Source organism: Rhodopirellula sp. MGV, assembly GCF_002251265.1.
Taxonomy (GTDB): domain Bacteria; phylum Planctomycetota; class Planctomycetia; order Pirellulales; family Pirellulaceae; genus Stieleria; species Stieleria baltica_A.
The window spans coordinates 65788-82812 of record NZ_NPDI01000040.1; the positions used below are offsets into that span (position 1 = coordinate 65788).

The following is a 17025-nucleotide window of genomic DNA, read 5'->3' on the forward strand; positions in this document are numbered from 1 at the left end:
CTTTTTGCGTTTGCGGGGTAAGCTTCGAAGCTTGCCAAGACCTGATCAGGTGTTGAAGTTGAACGGTTGTGACGGATGACACACTTCGGTCGACCGTGGCACTCGTAACGAACAGACGCAGGGGCACCATTCGACCTAGCCCGATGCGTGCAAGCGGCCTGTTTGGGCACACATCGGCCTGCCGATATCCACGTAAGGAACGGGCGATCTGTTTCTGAAGCGTTGGATAAGGACCAGATGCCTTACTTCCGACACGGACGAAATCTTCCGATGCGTTCGATCGAAAACCAAGTTACCGATTGTCGTCTTGCCTCTGGCGATACCTTTCATGGACAAAGAAATAAACGTTCTGGCTCTCGTCAAAGGAGAAGAGAAATTCATCTTCTTGTTTGATGACGCGAATCGTGACCAAACCCTTCGCCAATTGGCTCGCTATGCGGCCAATCCGGAACTGGATTTTTCATGGTACGACGCCGCAATGCTCAGCCGAAAGATCCGCGATGCGGTTCCGACGGATGAAGACATGATGATCGACAATGAACTGGATAACCTGTCACTGGAGGACTTTAAGTAGTTCACACGCAGGGCATCGCCGCACAACCAGTCGGCAACTCCATTCTTGAAAGGATTCCATGAACTCGGCCATCGCACAGTTCTTGCGTTACTTGGTCAACGAGCGCAACGCGAGCGAGTTGACAATCAAGTCGTATCGAGAAGACCTGTTCTCATTCGTCGAGTGGCTCGAATCCACGCGCGGTAGCATCCCACACCCGGCCGAGCTCCAGCCACAAGATTTGCGAGCGTTCCAAGCGGCGCTGCAACAGGCCGACTACGCTCGCACCAGCATCGCACGCAAGCTTGCCGCACTTCGCAGCTTTTATAAATTCGCGATGCGCGAAGGGATCGCCAACAGCAATCCCGCAAAACCGCTTCGCAACCCGCGTCGCCAACGCAAACTACCACACGTTCTGACCGACGACGAAGTCGGCCGATTACTGCTTGCACCTCCGGCCGACAAAACCGATGGCTTGCGTGATCGTGCGATCCTGGAAACGATGTACTCCGCCGGATTACGTGTCAGCGAATTGGTCGGACTGCAAGACGGCGACCTGGACATGGACGAAGGCATCGTGCGTGTTCGCGGTAAAGGCCGCAAGGAACGCATCTGCCCACTCGGATCATTCGCGATCAAAGCGATTCAGGTCTACTCGTCGAAACGCGAACGTAGTGCCGAAGCAAACTCGCTGGGCACCGCCGCGCCGGTGTTTGTCAATCGCTTTGGCAATCAACTGACCACCCGCAGTATCGGCCGGATGCTGGAAAAACATCTCGCCGTTGCCGGACTGGACGCACGCACGAGCCCCCACACGCTCCGCCACTCCTTCGCAACACACCTGCTCGATCGTGGCGCGGATATCCGCAGCGTCCAAGAGTTGCTCGGCCACAAGTCGCTGGCCACCACACAGATCTACACGCACGTCAGCGCTGCGAGCCTGCGTCAGGTTTATGAAAAGGCACACCCACGGGCTGCCTAACACAATTCGCCAGACGCACTAATTCGCTGCGCCGTCTGAGTCGACGTCGGTGACCGTCGAACGCACCTCGCCCTTGCGGACGATCGTTCGCAAGGTGTCACCAACCGCCAGTTGTGAGACGTCTTGGATCGCTTTACCGTCCTGATCCAACGTGACACTGTATCCACGCGCCAACGTCGACAGCGGTGACAAGGCAGACAAGGTTGCAGCGAGTTGCCCGACCGACGCTTTTGATTTCTCGACCTTTCGTTCGATCGCTTGCTTTGCACGCTGATCCAACTCGTCGACTTGGCGCGACCGCAAGTGAACCATGTCCATCGGCTTGGACAAGGCTGGGTGCTTCGCCAACGAGGCCAGCATCATCCGTTTCTGTTGCAATTGTTGTGCAACAGCGCGGTGCATTCGCATTTCTAATTCCTGCACGCGGCCGACTGTCGCGCCTCGATCAGGAAAAACCCGTGTCGCCGCATCGGTCGGCGTCAGCGCCCGCATGTCGGCAATCAAGTCCGACAAGGTCACGTCGACTTCGTGACCGACCGCTGAAACGGTCGGGACAGGGCAATTGGCGATCGCACGGACCACGCGTTCTTCGTTGAACGTCCACAAGTCTTCTAAACTGCCGCCACCACGCGTGACGACCACCACGTCCAATTTTGGACGGATCATCGCGGCCGCAAGCAACCCGCGTTCGATCGTTTCGGCCGCACCGGGTCCTTGAACCTGCGCCGGGATAACGAAGATCTCGGCGTCCAGCATTCGCCGCCGCGCCGACACCAAAAAATCGTGCACCGCCGCACCGCTGGGGCTGGTGATCAATCCGACGCGACGTGGATGTGTTGGCAGCGGAGATTTGCGTTCGAGTGAAAACAGGCCTTCGGCGTTTAACTTTGCCTTGAGCTTTTCGAACGCGACCTGTAACGCACCGACACCTTGGGCCTCAACCTTGCGAACGACGATCTGGTACGTACCGCGAACCGTGTAAACCTCCAGTCCACCGAAACACAACAGCGACTGTCCGTTTTCGATTTCGAACCGCAGCTTTGACGCGACGCTGCGCCACATCACGGCACGAATTTGCGAGTCGTCGTCTTTTAGCGTGAAGTAAATGTGTCCGCTGCGTGGCTTCGACACATCCGAAACTTCACCGGCCACCCAAAGCAACGGGAACGTTCCTTCGACCACTGCCTTGAGATGATGGTTCAGCTCGCTGACCGAAACCGCCTGGCTGGGGCCGCTGTCAGCAAAACTTGAATCGCCGTCGTCGAAATCGTATCCGCCACTCACAACCGATTCACTCACCAATTCCATTGACCGGAAAAGACTTCGGTCGCAGGGCCTGTCTTGACCACGTGGCCACTGGCTTCGTCCCAAGTCAGCGTCAGATCGCCGCCGAGCAAGTGATTGACGATCGTTCGTTCGGTACGGCCCGATAGCACACCGGCAACGCAAACGGCAGATGCACCGGTTCCACAAGCCCAGGTTTCGCCCGAACCTCGTTCCCAAGTCCGCTGGCGAACTTCGCTGCGGGAGATCACTTCGACAAATTCAACGTTGATGCGATTGGGGAATCGCGGATCGACCTCGATTTTCGGTCCCAGTCCGAGCACCAATTCGTCGGTGGCTTCGGGAACGAAGATCACGCAGTGCGGGTTGCCCATCGAGACACAGGTGACCTTGAATGTCTGGCCTTCAAACTCGACAGGAACGTCGATCACATGGCCTTCTTCGTTGCCAGTAATTGTTGTTGGGACTTTCGGTCCGACCAATTCGGGCGCGCCCATGTCGACACGAACTTGAGACACCAAACCGTCATCGCCGGTTTCGCATTCCAAATCCAACACACCAGCGCCCGTTTCGATCTTCAGCGATTTGCTGGCCTCAATGCCGTGATCGTAGATGTACTTTGCGACGCAGCGAATCGCGTTGCCACACATTTCACTTTCGCTGCCATCGGCGTTGAACATCTGCATTCGCGCGTCAGCCACGTCGCTGGGGCGAATCAGCACCAGGCCGTCGCCGCCGACACCAAAATGACGGTGCGAGATCTGACGTGCCAGTTCGGGAAGGTCGCTCGGGACGTCCTGTGCAAAACAGTCGACATAGACGTAATCATTTCCGGCGCCGTGCATCTTGGTAATATTCATGCAGCACATGCTATGCAAACAAAGGTGCGGTTGAAAGATGGCAGCATTCAAGTCGCCGCGGTCAGGTAGCCGGCGGCAGAATCATTCGAAAACAGCATCCGACTCCCGTGGGGGAATCCACGATCGTTAAGTCGCCGCCGTGTTCCTTCAGGATTTTGGCGCTAACGGGCAACCCCAATCCGGTGCCCCTCGCACCCTTCTTTGATTCGAACAGCGAGAACACACGCTGCCGGTCTTCTTCGGCGATCCCCGGTCCGTTGTCGATCACGTCGACGATCCAACCGTTTTCAGCATCGTACGCGGTGTTCAAGTCAACTTTGCCGGCACACGAATTCGCTTCCGAATCCGCATCCGCCGCCCCGTGCTGCTCTTTGACCGCATCGATCGCGTTGGTCACCAGATTCAAGATCGCTTGGTGAAGTGCGTCTGGATCAAAAAAGGCCTCCGGCATCGCATCCGCCAAACAGGTTTCCAGAACGATTCCGGATTCCTTAGCCCGCGTTTGCATCAACTCGGCAACGTCGCGGACCGTTTCATTCAGATCCGCGTCGACCTTTTGAGGTTCGCGCTCTTTGGAAAACGTCAGCATGTCGAGGACCAGGTTCGAAATCCGTTCCTGGTTGCGGTCGACAATCGTCCAGCCACGGCGAACCGCATCGGTATCGTCTCGCTTGAGTCCCGACTCGATCAAATAGCTGCCACCGCTGATCCCTTGCAAAATGTTTTTGACGTGGTGCGACAGGGTCGCGATCGTCTGTCCCATCGCGGCCAACCGCTCGCTTTGCAGCAATGCCGAGTAATAGAACGTGTCTTCGATTGCCAGTGCGGCTTGGTGTCCGATCGCCGTGATCAAACGCAAGTGTTCGTCGGTGAAGCGATGTGTGCTGCCGCGGCGAACCATCTGGCCTGGCGAAGTGTACGTGTCGATATACAGCGCACCGACGATGTCATAGCGACCTTGCAGTGGCACGCAAAGCGCTTCGCGCACGCCGCCTTGGACAATCGACGCGGCCGCATCAAATCGCGCGTCATCGCTGGCGTCACTCGTCCGCACGCCTTCGGCACGTTCGAGTACATAATCCAAGATCGTGCTACTGATACTGATTGGCGCCTCATGCTGCGGCGAACCAGTTGATTGGCGATCACATCGCGCGGCGGGACGCAGTTCGCCAGTTTCGGCATCCCGCAGCATTACACACCCGCGGTCCGCATCGACCCAATCAAATACCAGTTGCAAAATCCGATCAAGCAACTCGTTCAAGTCATCGGTGCGTCCCACGGCGAGCGCCGTCAGGTACATCACTTCCAACGATCGGTCCGTGTCGGTCAAGGTGCTGATCGAACCGTCGATCGGCTCGTCTGATTTTTCAGACAAAGCGGTCTCGAACCTTGGCGACTCCTCGGCGATCACCGAGGATCCGGATTCGCCGTGGATCGTCTCGCCACCTTGAATGTCGCTTCGGTTGCCTTCGCCACGACCTTCACCGCGGAAGGGGATGACGTTCGGACGTGACGTCGGGCGGACAAACGATGAAACGATTCGGCTGGCATCAGCCGCACCGCCGTGGCGAACAATGTCGACTCCATGAGCCGCATCGACCGCGGTGGGTTGGCCCGTGCCGGTAAAGATCAATAACGTGCCGCCGATCTCGATCCGGTCACCGCTTGCTAAACGCTGTTCGCCGACAGGGCGTCCGTTGACTTGAGTGCCGTTGCTGCTGTTGAGATCGATCAGGGTGCAGCCGCCTTCGCCGTCAATTCTGATCTCGGCGTGGTGCCGTGATGCTTCGCCGTCAAGTAGCTGTACGTCGTTCGCAGTGTCTCTTCCGATGCGCACCACTTGCCCCGAAAGCACAAAATGCTTTCCCTGATCTCGACCTCGGACGACGTACAACGATGCCATGTGCCAAACAGAAGCAAGTGGGTGGTAAGGCTAAACCCCGAATCGAACGATGACTCGCTTGGCGATGCGACGTCCCGACGGAGACTGCAAATCGCTTTTGTCTATTGCAACAAAAAAGCGGTGGGGCGACCAGACGGTAAGCAGAGGCGACCGGCAAACAAAGATTGCACCTTCACAATCCGAGCGACCGAGTTTCTGCCGAAAGCCTGTGATTTTAGGCAAAGCTGCTCCACATCGAACTTTCCGAACGTTCGCCGCCGCCGCGAAGGATTTACAATAGTGGACGGTAGCATCAAGCAACCAACCGTTTGTCGTGACCATTTGATTTGCTTAGGAACGCCCGCATGGTTCAGCCTCCTCCGATCCATCCCCAAGATTCGCAGCCCAATCCCAACGATGCCGAGCTGGCATCGGAACTGGTCAAATCATGCAAAGCGATCCGTGACCAAGTGGCACGGGTGGTCGTTGGACAGACCGATGTGGTCGAACAGCTGCTGATCGCGATTTTGTCTCGCGGTCATTGCCTGCTCGAAGGTGTGCCGGGTTTGGCGAAAACGTTGATGATCCGAACGCTCGCCCAATCGATGCACTTAGATTTTCACCGCATTCAGTTCACCCCCGATCTGATGCCGGGCGACATCACCGGCACCGACATCATTCAGGAAGATCCCGACACGGGGCGCCGCAAGCTGCTCTTCGAACGCGGACCGATCTTTACCCAGATGTTGCTCGCCGACGAAATCAACCGGACACCGCCGAAGACTCAGGCGGCACTTCTCGAAGCGATGCAGGAACACGAGGTCACCGCCGGCGGCAAAACGTACACGCTGAAAGAACCGTTCTTCGTCCTTGCGACGCAGAACCCGATCGAACAAGAGGGCACTTATCCGCTGCCCGAAGCACAACGCGATCGATTCTTGTTTCACGTCGTCGTCGACTATCCCACACGTGACGAAGAATCCGAAATCGTCGACCGCACCACGTCGACTTTCGATTCGGAGGTCCAAGCCGTCGTCACTGGCGAACAGATCGTCGCGTTCCAAAAGACCGTCCGCCGCGTGCCGCTGCCACCCCATGTCAAAGACTGGGTGCTGGACGCGGTGCGGTCCGTCCGCCCGCGCGATCCACAATGTGCGTCTTGGGCGAAAGACCTGATCGAATGGGGCCCCGGCCCGCGTGCGAGTCAACAATTGGTCCTGGCGGCCAAAGCCCGTGCGTTGATGCAAGGACGCCCGCAGGTCACGCTCGATGATGTGCAAACCCTGGCACTACCGGTGCTGCGTCACCGCATCGTTCCGACCTTCACCGCCGAAGCCGACGGGATTACGGTCGACGACCTGATCCATCGCCTGATCAAAGACTTGACGCCCAAGAAAGCCGCCGCGCTGTAGCGTCACCAAAACAACAGCATCCCAAGCACGACCTACCGACTGGATTAAACAAAAAACGATCGAAGCAGTTTTCACCGCTTCGATCGTTTCGTTTTTTAAGTGGCAGCGAGTGGCCTGTCGATTTTCAATCCTGTTCTGTCCCTACAACGTCTTTTGCTCGGCAAAGCAGGGAAGAGAACGCTACTTTCGCGGAGCGAATAGCGACACTCGACAGTCATCACTGGTCGGCGTAGACCATGATGCTTTCTTCTTTGGTGACCGGCACGTTCGATTGGTCGCTGGTCACGATCGCCTTGACCAAGTGACGTCCCGGTGCAACACCTTGTGCTTTGACCCGGTAGACGACTTCGTCATTGGCTTTCAACAAACCTCGTGGCGAGAACGTGATCACGCCGTTGCCTTGCGCGGTGTAGTCACCTTGCTCGACCAGCGTCATCCCTTGCGGAAGTTGCAACGCGACGTTGACGTTGTTGTCGTCTTTCGAACCGGTGTTCGATACGCGAATCTCGTAGGTGGTCACGCCACCGACTTCGATCGGGTCGGCCGTATCAGCAATCGAGAATGTCAATTCGGCAAGCGAATCGACAACGACTTGCGATTCGGCGGAGGTTGTAACGCCGAGGTCCGCACGTGCTTCGCTGTGCAATACACGGTTGCCTTCTTCGACCGGCAACAAAGTCACTTCGACTTTGCCCCACTCGCCGGCAGGCAGTTTTTCCAGCGACCAGAACACCGCGTGGCGGGTCGGATCGTATTGGCCTTCGAAATTGGTTTTGACGAACGTGAATCCGCGGTCCAATTGCAAACTCAAATCGACATTTTCCGCTGCCGCGGTACCGACGTTATCGATTCGCAATTCATAGGTCGCTTGCCGTTCCAAGTAGCGGCGTGACGGTCCGGCCAGCGTCAATTGCAAGTCCGGCGAGATCACATTCACGGCAATCGAGTGGGACGTTTCCAATCCATCGTCGCCTTTGACGCGAATCGTGTTCTGAATCACGCCAGGCTTGACCGCTTTCATTCGCAAGATTTGACGTCGGACTTCACCGGGACGCAAGGTTCCGATCAAGTTGTCGAGCTGCTTTCCGGCGGGGTGCACCAAACCTTCGGGAACGTCTTCTTGCAACAACACGCCGGTTGCGGCACCGCTTCCGGGGTTGCTGACTTCCAATTCGATTTCCAACTGTTGTCCGATCAACACCTCTTCGAGTGCTTTCTGAACAATCTTCAGTTCAGGACGTGTGCTGACGGTCCGTACCGACGCGGCCGCTTGGAACGCGACTCGTGCGACACTGCCTAGCTCGCCTTCTTCTTGAGGCGTTAGCTGAAGCGTGATGGTGCGTTCTTGACCTGCTTCCAAGTCCCCTAACTCCCAATACAACTCGGGCTGGTATTGCGGACTCGGACGTGGTGTGGCGTCAGTCAGTACAGTTCCGGTGGGAACACGATCGAAGACCTGCACATTCAGCGCTTTTGCATTTCCGACATTGCGGACGGTGATCACGAACGAAGCAGGCTTGCCAACTTTGACTTCTTGGGGAGCTCGCTTTTCGATGATCACCGAGGGAGCTTGAGGTCCATCAAGACTTCGTTCACCTGGGGATGCAAGAGTTGAACCGATCGGAGCGTCTGCACCGGCGGGTTGCCGTTTGAATCCGGCTGGCTGGTAAACTGAATCATTCATCGCCGTGTTGTTTGGCAAACGCGGCAAAGGCTGAGCATTCATCGACGGCGACACCGGCTGCAGCGATTGGCCACTCCCTTGATTGCCGTAGAGGTCGGTCGGCATTGGGGTGCCACCGATCGGCGCGGTCTGGGCGTTACCCATTCGCATGTTCGGGACAGAAAGATTCTGTGCCGCTTGGCTTTGCATCGATTGATCAGGCAAGCCATAGCCACCCTGCCCACCAAACGATTGTCCCGCACCGGCAACGCCATAATCGGACGCTGGCTGGCTTTGCATGGATTGATTTGGCATCGGTGGCAGTCCGGCATCCGACGGGATTTCGAATTGACCACCGGTTTGTGCGTAGGGTGCCGATTCGCTTCCGTCAGCACCCACGATTTTTGGACTGGACGCAAATCCGATGGTTGCCGCAGCGGCACGATCGACATTGTTGCCAACTTGGGTTTGAGCGACCGGATCGCGATTGATTCGAATGGTGCTCGATGGGGCTGCGGCAAGACGAGCCGCGTCGTTGTCCATTCCGGGTAATACGGGTGCTAACATCGACGAAGGGCTGCCCGAGGACGGATCGGCCGTATCAGCCAGTCCAGGCGTGTCCATCGGATCCAGGTCAGAGTTGTTCGCGTATGCTGAGTCATCCCCATAAGAAACGTCCCCATACATCGCCGCATCCTGATGCATCGATGGCGATCCCATCATTGCGGGGCCGCCCGCAGCGTCAAAACCGGTCCCGGCATTCATGGCATCACCCGAACGCAGATCATTGACCGGTTCGTTGCCGAACTGTGTTGGTCCAGCGTATGGTTGCTCAGCGAGGGATTGTCTGGCGCGAGCTTGTTCAGCCTGTGGTGCCGCGGCCGGTGACGCAGTATCGGCGAACTGTACCGAGGACATTTTAGGTGTTCCCAACATCCGCGGAGCGTTGGGGTTTTGGACGGCACCTTGATTGGTCATCGCGACATCGCCAGCAAAGCCAGCTTCGTCTTCGTCAAAGTTGGCGTCCATCGGAGGCATGTCATCAAACCCCGGCAATTGCATGCTGGGGCCAGACGCCGAACCGGCTCCGCTGGAATGAATAGGTGCTGCACCAAGCGTTCCGCCAGGCAACGCCATCGACGGACCCGAACTCGCGGAATGTTCTCCGGTATCACCCGCCGCCGCATCGGTGTGCTGGACCAATCGGACCGAACTGTCAGCCGATTCACTGGCCGCGTTGTGTTCACCCGACGAATCGCCGTCCGAGATGCTGGGCATGGCCGCCGAGAACTGCCGCAAGGACGACGCTTCCGAAGAATCCGCTGCCTTCAGTGGCGCTGCCTTCAGCAACCCTGCCACCAGCGACTTTGACGGTTCGGCAGATTTGGACTGATCATCGTTCGCATCGAGATCCGATAGACCGACTGGCATGACAGTCTTCGCAGGTGGAACACTTTCCTCTGTCCATGCCGATTCTGTTGCCGCGAGTTTCTCTTTTTGTGATTGGGCAGCCATAATGGCGCCCGTCAAAATGGTCACAATCCCTGCGGCGAGTCGAACGCCAAACGCTTTCATGAGTCACAATCCGTTGGTGAAAAAACCGTCCTGGTCCTTCTTGAAGTGTTGGCTTAGCAAAAAGTCGAGTTAGGCGGAAAGTGCGGTTACGGATTTCCCCAACGGAGATCCAACACTCCCCCACCAATGACGAGGGGTTGCTGCGTCCTGATCGTTGCTAGGTGTGTCTCTGTTTGTGGCTCGGATCGGCGGCTTCGTTTCCAGCTTCGAGACTTCCTTGCTATCATGTTAGGACCCTCCGCGGATCTCTCCGCCTCAAGCCCTCCTCTTTGACGACGCTCAATGAACATCCCGCCAAAAAGCTGGTGGTCGGCCCCACCCCAGCCGCTGCCTTCGCAATGGGTTCGCCTGTTTTGTGCAATCTGCCTCGGCGCCGTGATTTTGCCGCAGTCACCTAAACTGTGCGCTGCCGATCCCGTCCCCTACGAACTTGGACCGGAATCGCAAATCGATGATGCAGTCCCGCACGGCACAGTGACACAGCACACGTGGCTGGAAAGCAAGGTTTATCCCGGAACCAAACGTCGCTACAGCGTTTACGTTCCTGCCCAGTACGACGGCAAGACTCCCGCCGCATTGATGGTGTTCCAGGACGGGCATGCCTTTGAAGGCAAAACCGGTGAGTTCCGCGTCCCGGTGGTGTTCGACAATTTGATTGCCAAAGGCGACATGCCGATCACGATCGCCGTGATGATCGATCCAGGCTATCGCAGCGAGTTGCCGGAAACCCGTGGCTGGCGACCGCAGCCGGAAAACCGAAGTGTCGAATACGATTCGATGAACGGTGACTACGCTGAATTTTTGCTGACCGAAATCTTGCCCGAAGTTGAAAAGGACTACGTCATCAGCAAAAACCCCGACCTCCGCGCAATCTGTGGAAACAGCTCGGGGGGGATCTGTGCCTTCTCAGTCGCCTGGCACCGCCCCGACCAATTTCGCAAAGCGGCCAGTCACATTGGGAGCTTCGTGAACATTCGTGGCGGACACAATTACCCCGCACTCATTCGCAAGACAAAACCGAAACCACTGCGAATCTTTTTGCAAGACGGCGAAAACGACCTCGATAACCAGCACGGTAATTGGCCATTAGCGAACAAACAGATGGCAAAAGCACTTGAGTTCGCTGACTACGATTACAAACTGGTATTTGGCACCGGCGCCCACAACGGAAACCACGGTGGCGCGATCTTTCCCGAGTCGCTGCGTTGGCTGTGGCGAGGATGGCAGGACCTTACGTTCTAATGTTACGACGAAACGACTTGGCCAGAACCGAATCACACAACGACACTCCGCACCACGAACGATTCGGCCGTGAACCGATCGGGACCACCAGCGACGACCACGTACTGAACCAGGACGTCGCTTTTTCGGTCCCGTTCACCCATCGGGTCCGCACGACGGGCGAACTCTCTGGCGACGATTTTTCGGTGCTGCTTGACGTCCTCCAACCTGGCGGGTCCGGCCCAGCCAAGGTGCTGCTGATCGCCGAACGTGCCGTCGCAACCTCCAGCGATCACGTCCAAGAAATCGCATCCAACCTCGAAGACGCCGACTCGATCCGCTTGGTCGATCACACCATGCTGCTCGAAGGCGGCGAGACCATCAAAAACGACTCGGCCGGCGTCGAGGCGGTGCTGGCCAAGATCAACGACCACGATTTGGACCGTCGCAGCTATGTCATCGCGGTTGGCGGCGGCGCGTTCCTGGATGCCGTCGGCTATGCGGCCGCAATCGCACACCGCGGCATTCGTTTGGTTCGTATTCCGACGACCACGCTCGCACAAGGCGACAGCGGCGTCGGTGTCAAAAACGCGATCAACTACTTCGGTAAAAAGAACTGGGTCGGAACCTTTGCCGTCCCTTGGGCGGTGATTAACGACGCCGCCCTGTTGGATTCGTTACCCGAGCGCGATTTCGTCAGCGGGTTCAGCGAATCGGTGAAAGTAGCGCTGCTGAAAAGCCGTAGTGAATTCGACTGGCTGTGCGAAAACGCCGACGGGATTCGCGAGCGCGAAATGGACGTCGTGACCCGTGCGATCGCGGTCAGCTGCAAACTGCATTTGCGACACATCACCGAAGGCGGCGACCCATTCGAAATGCTCGAAGCACGCCCGCTAGATTTCGGACACTGGTCGGCACACAAACTGGAACCGATCACCAACTACGAAATCCGTCACGGAGAAGCGGTCGGCATCGGCGTCGCGATTGACTGTTTCTACTCACACCTGAAACTCGGCTTTCCGATCGAAGACGTGCGTCGCACTTGCCAGTGCTTGCAATCGATGGGGATGTCGCTGTGGCACGAAGCGTTGTCGCCGTTGGACCGATTATTGGTTGGACTCGAAGAGTTCCGTCAACACCTAGGCGGCCGCTTGACGATCACCATGTTGCGAGGCGTTGGAGACAGCGTCAACGTTCACGAGATCGACACCGCAACGATGGCCCAAGCGATCGAGATGCTGCGCCGCGAAGTCGGCGTCTAGCGGCCTGTCGATCGACTTGAGCTCACGACATCAAGCCATTTCCGCCAGCGCCCGAAAGCAACTGACCAGGGATGCAGAACCTTCATCGCAATGCGTATCTGATCGGGGCATTGCTGTTGGCGATGTGGTTGGTTCGTGTCGTCGACGCGACGATCCCCTACGACCTGAATCAATGGGGATTGGTGCCGCGATCCCTGTGGGGCCTCGCTGGCATTTTGACGATGCCGTTTCTGCACGACGGCTTCGTGCACCTCTTCCGCAACACGGCGTCGCTAGCACTGCTGCTGTTTATTGTCAGCGGGACACGCCGCGACCCTTGGCCAGTGATTGGAATGACAGCGTTGTTGGGTAGCGGGCTGCTCTGGCTGGTCGGACGCGGCGCCATTCACATCGGCGCCAGTGGATTGGTATTCGGCCTGATCGGGTTGTTGATCACCAGCGGTTTCTTGCACAAACGAATGCTTTCCGTGGCGGTCGCGATCGGTGTTGGCATCCTATTCGGCGGAACGATCCTCTGGGGCATCCTGCCACTCGGCGGTGAGGTTTCCTGGGACGGGCACCTGACCGGTTTACTAGGCGGCATCGCCGCAGCATTCGCCGAACAAAAGCTGCCATCTCGAAATCCAGCCACAAGTCGCTGAATTTGCGCCGCCGGCCCCTCCGGGGCGAGCGGTCCGGTTTGTCTCGCGGTCTCGGGGTTGCCACCCCGAGCTACCGACGCGGACTCCTCGGGAGTCAATTCACCCGCCGCCAAGATAACGGACGGTGGGACACGCCAATCAACCAGACTTTTCTGGCGAGTGCTCAGTGCGTGCCGCAACCCTGATCACTCGCCCCGGAGGGGCCGTCTTTGGTAGCTCGGGGCGGGAGCCCCAAGAATTAAAAACCCCACCATGCAATCGCCCCGGACGGGCCGGCATCGCGACCGAGAATCAACGTTTGAATTCGATTCACGATCAACGATGGCACCTACCATTCGCGCTTACTTCGCCTCGGCTCGAGATACCGAGATGTCGAACGACAATCGTGGTTGAGAATCCGTTTCCGGCAACGGTGAAATGGCAATCGCGTGTGAAAGGTTGACCCACGTTCTCGACGTCTCGACCGATTCTTCCGAAAACTGACGAAGCTTTTCCAGGCGTTTCTGCCCCTCTTCGGTTTCCTCTAGTTTCTCAATTGTCGCGGGCACCAGCTTTGCCGCCGACGCAAGTTTCCTGTTCCAAACGCCCGCCTCGGTCAATACCGCCGGATGTTCCAACAGCGTCCATTGCGATGGCCCGAGCTCGATCACTCGAAACGTCGTCACGGTGTGTTTGATGCTCGTCGTCACCGGGATCCGTTGACCATCGGAAGTCTGTCCGTAAGCAACGCTGCTCTTGCTCTTTGTAAAGAGGTCGACATCACCGGAAAACCGAATCGTGTAATCATCCCCAGGCTGTAGAAACGTCAACGTTCCTTTAGGACCTTGCGCGTTAGAGGTGACCGAAAACAACGCCAATAGGAACAATGCGAGAAATCTTATCACCATTTTAGCAGCCTCAAGTTTGAGAACGATTCGACGAATCAATCTGTTTGCGATGGTGCCTTCCATCGTAACAGTTCGTATCGACTGTCCGTGAATCGCCTTTCAGAATTCCCAAGGCTTGAATGCCACACTACATCCACCACCACCCCAACCGCTGTTGCACGATAATCCAGGCGTACGTCCAAACCGGAACGATGACAACGACCTCTGCGATGCTTCCGAGCAAATAGGCGTTTAATCGACGTGGATCTTTCCTCAGATCAAACGCCATAAATGAGCACGCCGGAATGGCATACACCCAGACCGGATCTCCAACCCATCTCGAGACCGGCATGCGGGACCAATCCGCAAGAAGCCCGGAATACAGATAGAGATAAGGCAGCAACCCAAGCAGCATCGCAACAAACGCGATGACCTTCACGACTCGCGTTGTCGATGAGGTCGCGATGTGGAACCGCCAGTAATAGATCGTGACTATCACAGCCGCAGCGGTGACCCATTCGCCGCCCGATGGTCGCAATGAATCGAGACGATTAGCCAGAACAACCGCACCGCACAACCAAGCGACCGTCGCCGCCAAGGCCAGCATCGTCTTCAACGACCACCTCAACGGCCCCCGCTGATCATGCACTGTTCTGGATCCTGAATGATTCATCAAGCCTCCAAGCAATTTCGAGGCTGCCACCCCAAGCAAACAACGCAGAAACCTCCAGAGTCAAACCTGCCGTCGCTGTAGAAGCAGGCGGCGCGATTCGAATCAATCATACCAAGCTCGCCCCGGAGGGGCCGGCTTTGGTAGCTCGGGGCAGAAGCCCCGAGAATTAAAAACCCCACCAAGCAATCGCCCCGGAGGGCCGGCGTCGCTACCGCCGCTCCGTCGACTTTCGATCCAAGCGAAGGACACCATCAATGGCGTGACGCTATCCAGCACGCAGGCCGAATTGATTGCCGAAGTCCCTACGTGTCAGCATGGCGCTCGCTTGGCAGCCTTCACTGGTGTTTTGGTGAGACACATCTGGTGGCCCCGGATCTTTGACAAGATCCACTACTTGAGGAAACGGGCCGGATCTTTGACAAGATCCGCTACGGAGGTTGAGGCAAACAGAAAACGCCCGGAGCAGAACTCCGGGCGTTTCGTTGTTTGATGCGTTGCGGTTTCCCGCTAGGCGATCTTAGTACATGTCGTGGTCGCCGCCGGTGCCTTTGGCACCCTTTTCTGGCTTGTCGGCGATCAGGGCGTCACTGGTCAGCAACAAGGTTGCGACGCTGGCTGCGTTGCCCAGAGCGGTACGAGTTACCTTGGTCGGGTCGATCACGCCCGCTTTGACCAAGTCTTCGTAGGTGTCGGTCAACGCGTTGTATCCGCCGTTGCCTTTCATCGCGGCGACCTTTTCGCAAACGATGCCACCGTCTTGACCAGCGTTGGTCGAGATCATGTGCAGCGGAGCGCGGCAGGCGCGAAGGACGATGTTGTAACCGACCTTTTGGTCGTCGGTCAGTTCGTCAGCTGGCTTGACGCTGGCGCTGGCACGAAGCAGTGCAACACCGCCACCTGGCAGGATGCCTTCTTCGACAGCAGCACGGGTTGCGTGAAGGGCATCTTCGACGCGAGCCTTCTTCTCTTTCATTTCGCTTTCGGTCGCGGCGCCAACGTTCACTTTGGCAACACCACCGGCCAACTTTGCCAAACGCTCTTCCAGCTTTTCACGATCGTAATCGCTGGTGCTGTTTTCGATTTCGCGGCGGATTTGGTCGATACGAGCTTTGATGTCAGCGCTCTTGCCAGCACCTTCGATGACCGTCGTGTTGTCTTTGTCGACGATGATCTTCTTGGCGCGGCCCAGTTGTGGCAGGTCGACGCTTTCGAGTTTGATGCCGAGAGCTTCGAAGATCGCTTGACCACCGGTCAGGATCGCGATGTCTTCCATCATGGCTTTGCGACGATCGCCGTAGCCAGGAGCCTTGACGGCACAGATGTTGAACGTTCCGCGGAGGCGGTTGATAACCAGGGTGGCCAACGCTTCGCCGTCAACGTCTTCGGCGATGATCAACAATGGCTTGCCTTGTTGAACAACCTTTTCCAGCATCGGAACCATGTCTTTGATGCTGCTGATTTTCTTTTCGAAGACCAGGATGTAAGCGTCTTCGAGAACGCATTCCATGCTGGTGCTGTCGGTGACGAAGTAAGGCGACAAGTAGCCGCGATCGAACTGCATCCCTTCGACCCACTCTTGCTCGGTCTTCAGGCTCTTGCCTTCGTCGACGGTGATGACGCCGTCTTTTCCGACCTTGCTCATCGCGTCAGCCAACAGTTCGCCGATTTCACGGTCGTTGTTGCTGGCGATCGTTGCGACGTCAGCCATTGCCGACTGGTCTTTGACCTTGGTGGCCATCGAGTGCAGTTTTTCGGTGATGTCCGAAACGGCGGTCTCGATCCCTTCTTTCATTTGGATCGGGTTCACGCCAGCGACAACAGCCTTCAAACCTTCGTTGAAGATCGCTTCTGCCATCACGGTCGCAGTCGTGGTTCCGTCACCAGCGACGTCGCTGGTTTTGCTGGCCACTTCGCGAACCATCCGGGCACCCATGTTTTCATAGGGATCTTCCAGATCGATTTCCTTTGCAACCGTCACGCCGTCTTTGGTGACCGTTGGGCTACCGAAGCTCTTTTGCAGGATGACGTTGCGGCCTTTGGGGCCCAAGGTGACTTTAACAGTCCGCGCAAGCTTGGAAACGCCGCGGCGAATCGCTTCGCGTGCTTCCTGCTCGAATGCAATGATTTTTGCCATGAATATTCAGCTAGTTT

13 protein-coding genes are annotated in these 17025 nt (G+C 57.1%); 6 read left to right on the forward strand and 7 right to left on the reverse strand.

Annotated elements, in window-relative coordinates:
- Nucleotides 1–328 precede the first annotated feature (328 nt).
- Nucleotides 329–574 (forward strand): hypothetical protein, encoded by a 246-nt coding sequence (locus CGZ80_RS14340; RefSeq protein WP_094415546.1) that lies wholly within the window; start codon nt 329–331, stop codon nt 572–574.
- A 58-nt stretch (nt 575–632) separates the two neighbouring features.
- On the forward strand, nt 633–1535 hold the full coding sequence (gene xerC / locus CGZ80_RS14345; protein WP_094415548.1) for a tyrosine recombinase XerC: 903 nt from the start codon (nt 633–635) through the stop codon (nt 1533–1535).
- A gap of 18 nt (nt 1536–1553) precedes the next feature.
- On the opposite strand, the gene xseA is transcribed toward xerC, so the two are convergent.
- The 3 genes from xseA to CGZ80_RS14360 all read right to left on the reverse strand — a co-directional run bounded on the left by xseA (nt 1554) and on the right by CGZ80_RS14360 (nt 5582).
- The gene (xseA, locus tag CGZ80_RS14350; protein ID WP_233148426.1) at nt 1554–2834 is read right to left on the reverse strand and encodes an exodeoxyribonuclease VII large subunit; all 1281 of its coding nucleotides are present in this window, start codon (nt 2832–2834) and stop codon (nt 1554–1556) included.
- Nucleotides 2831–3679 carry a diaminopimelate epimerase gene (gene dapF / locus CGZ80_RS14355; protein WP_094415553.1) on the reverse strand — a complete coding sequence of 283 codons (849 nt, stop codon included), beginning with the start codon at nt 3677–3679 and terminating at the stop codon, nt 2831–2833. Before dapF ends, xseA begins: the two co-directional genes overlap by 4 nt.
- A 61-nt stretch (nt 3680–3740) precedes the next feature.
- The gene (locus tag CGZ80_RS14360) at nt 3741–5582 is read right to left on the reverse strand and encodes an ATP-binding protein (protein WP_094415555.1); all 1842 of its coding nucleotides are present in this window, start codon (nt 5580–5582) and stop codon (nt 3741–3743) included.
- Nucleotides 5583–5926: 344 nt separating this feature from the next.
- Between CGZ80_RS14360 and CGZ80_RS14370 the strand changes: the two genes are divergently transcribed.
- Entirely contained in the window at nt 5927–6973 is a 1047-nt protein-coding gene (locus tag CGZ80_RS14370; protein WP_094415558.1) for an AAA family ATPase, read from the forward strand.
- Between the two features lie 217 nt (nt 6974–7190).
- On the opposite strand, the gene CGZ80_RS14375 is transcribed toward CGZ80_RS14370, so the two are convergent.
- Nucleotides 7191–10211: a DUF11 domain-containing protein gene (locus CGZ80_RS14375; protein ID WP_094415560.1), complete on the reverse strand. Its 3021-nt coding sequence runs from the start codon at nt 10209–10211 to the stop codon at nt 7191–7193.
- A 282-nt stretch (nt 10212–10493) separates the two neighbouring features.
- Here CGZ80_RS14375 and CGZ80_RS14380 point away from each other — a divergent pair, with 282 nt between their 5' ends.
- From CGZ80_RS14380 to CGZ80_RS14390, 3 genes are all read left to right on the forward strand, one after another.
- The gene (locus tag CGZ80_RS14380; RefSeq protein ID WP_094415562.1) at nt 10494–11453 is read left to right on the forward strand and encodes an alpha/beta hydrolase; all 960 of its coding nucleotides are present in this window, start codon (nt 10494–10496) and stop codon (nt 11451–11453) included.
- Nucleotides 11453–12694: a 3-dehydroquinate synthase gene (locus CGZ80_RS14385; RefSeq protein WP_094415564.1), complete on the forward strand. Its 1242-nt coding sequence runs from the start codon at nt 11453–11455 to the stop codon at nt 12692–12694. The genes CGZ80_RS14380 and CGZ80_RS14385 overlap by 1 nt, the downstream gene beginning before the upstream one ends.
- A 71-nt stretch (nt 12695–12765) precedes the next feature.
- The gene (locus tag CGZ80_RS14390; protein WP_094415566.1) at nt 12766–13335 is read left to right on the forward strand and encodes a rhomboid family intramembrane serine protease; all 570 of its coding nucleotides are present in this window, start codon (nt 12766–12768) and stop codon (nt 13333–13335) included.
- Between the two features lie 341 nt (nt 13336–13676).
- Here the strand turns inward: CGZ80_RS14390 and CGZ80_RS14395 are convergent, their stop codons facing one another.
- From CGZ80_RS14395 to groL, 3 genes are all read right to left on the reverse strand, one after another.
- Nucleotides 13677–14222: a hypothetical protein gene (locus CGZ80_RS14395; protein ID WP_143543928.1), complete on the reverse strand. Its 546-nt coding sequence runs from the start codon at nt 14220–14222 to the stop codon at nt 13677–13679.
- A gap of 127 nt (nt 14223–14349) precedes the next feature.
- The gene (locus CGZ80_RS14400; RefSeq protein ID WP_143543929.1) at nt 14350–14817 is read right to left on the reverse strand and encodes a hypothetical protein; all 468 of its coding nucleotides are present in this window, start codon (nt 14815–14817) and stop codon (nt 14350–14352) included.
- A gap of 574 nt (nt 14818–15391) precedes the next feature.
- Complete coding sequence (groL, locus tag CGZ80_RS14405) at nt 15392–17008, reverse strand: chaperonin GroEL (protein WP_094415573.1); 1617 nt, start codon at nt 17006–17008, stop codon at nt 15392–15394.
- Nucleotides 17009–17025 lie beyond the last annotated feature (17 nt).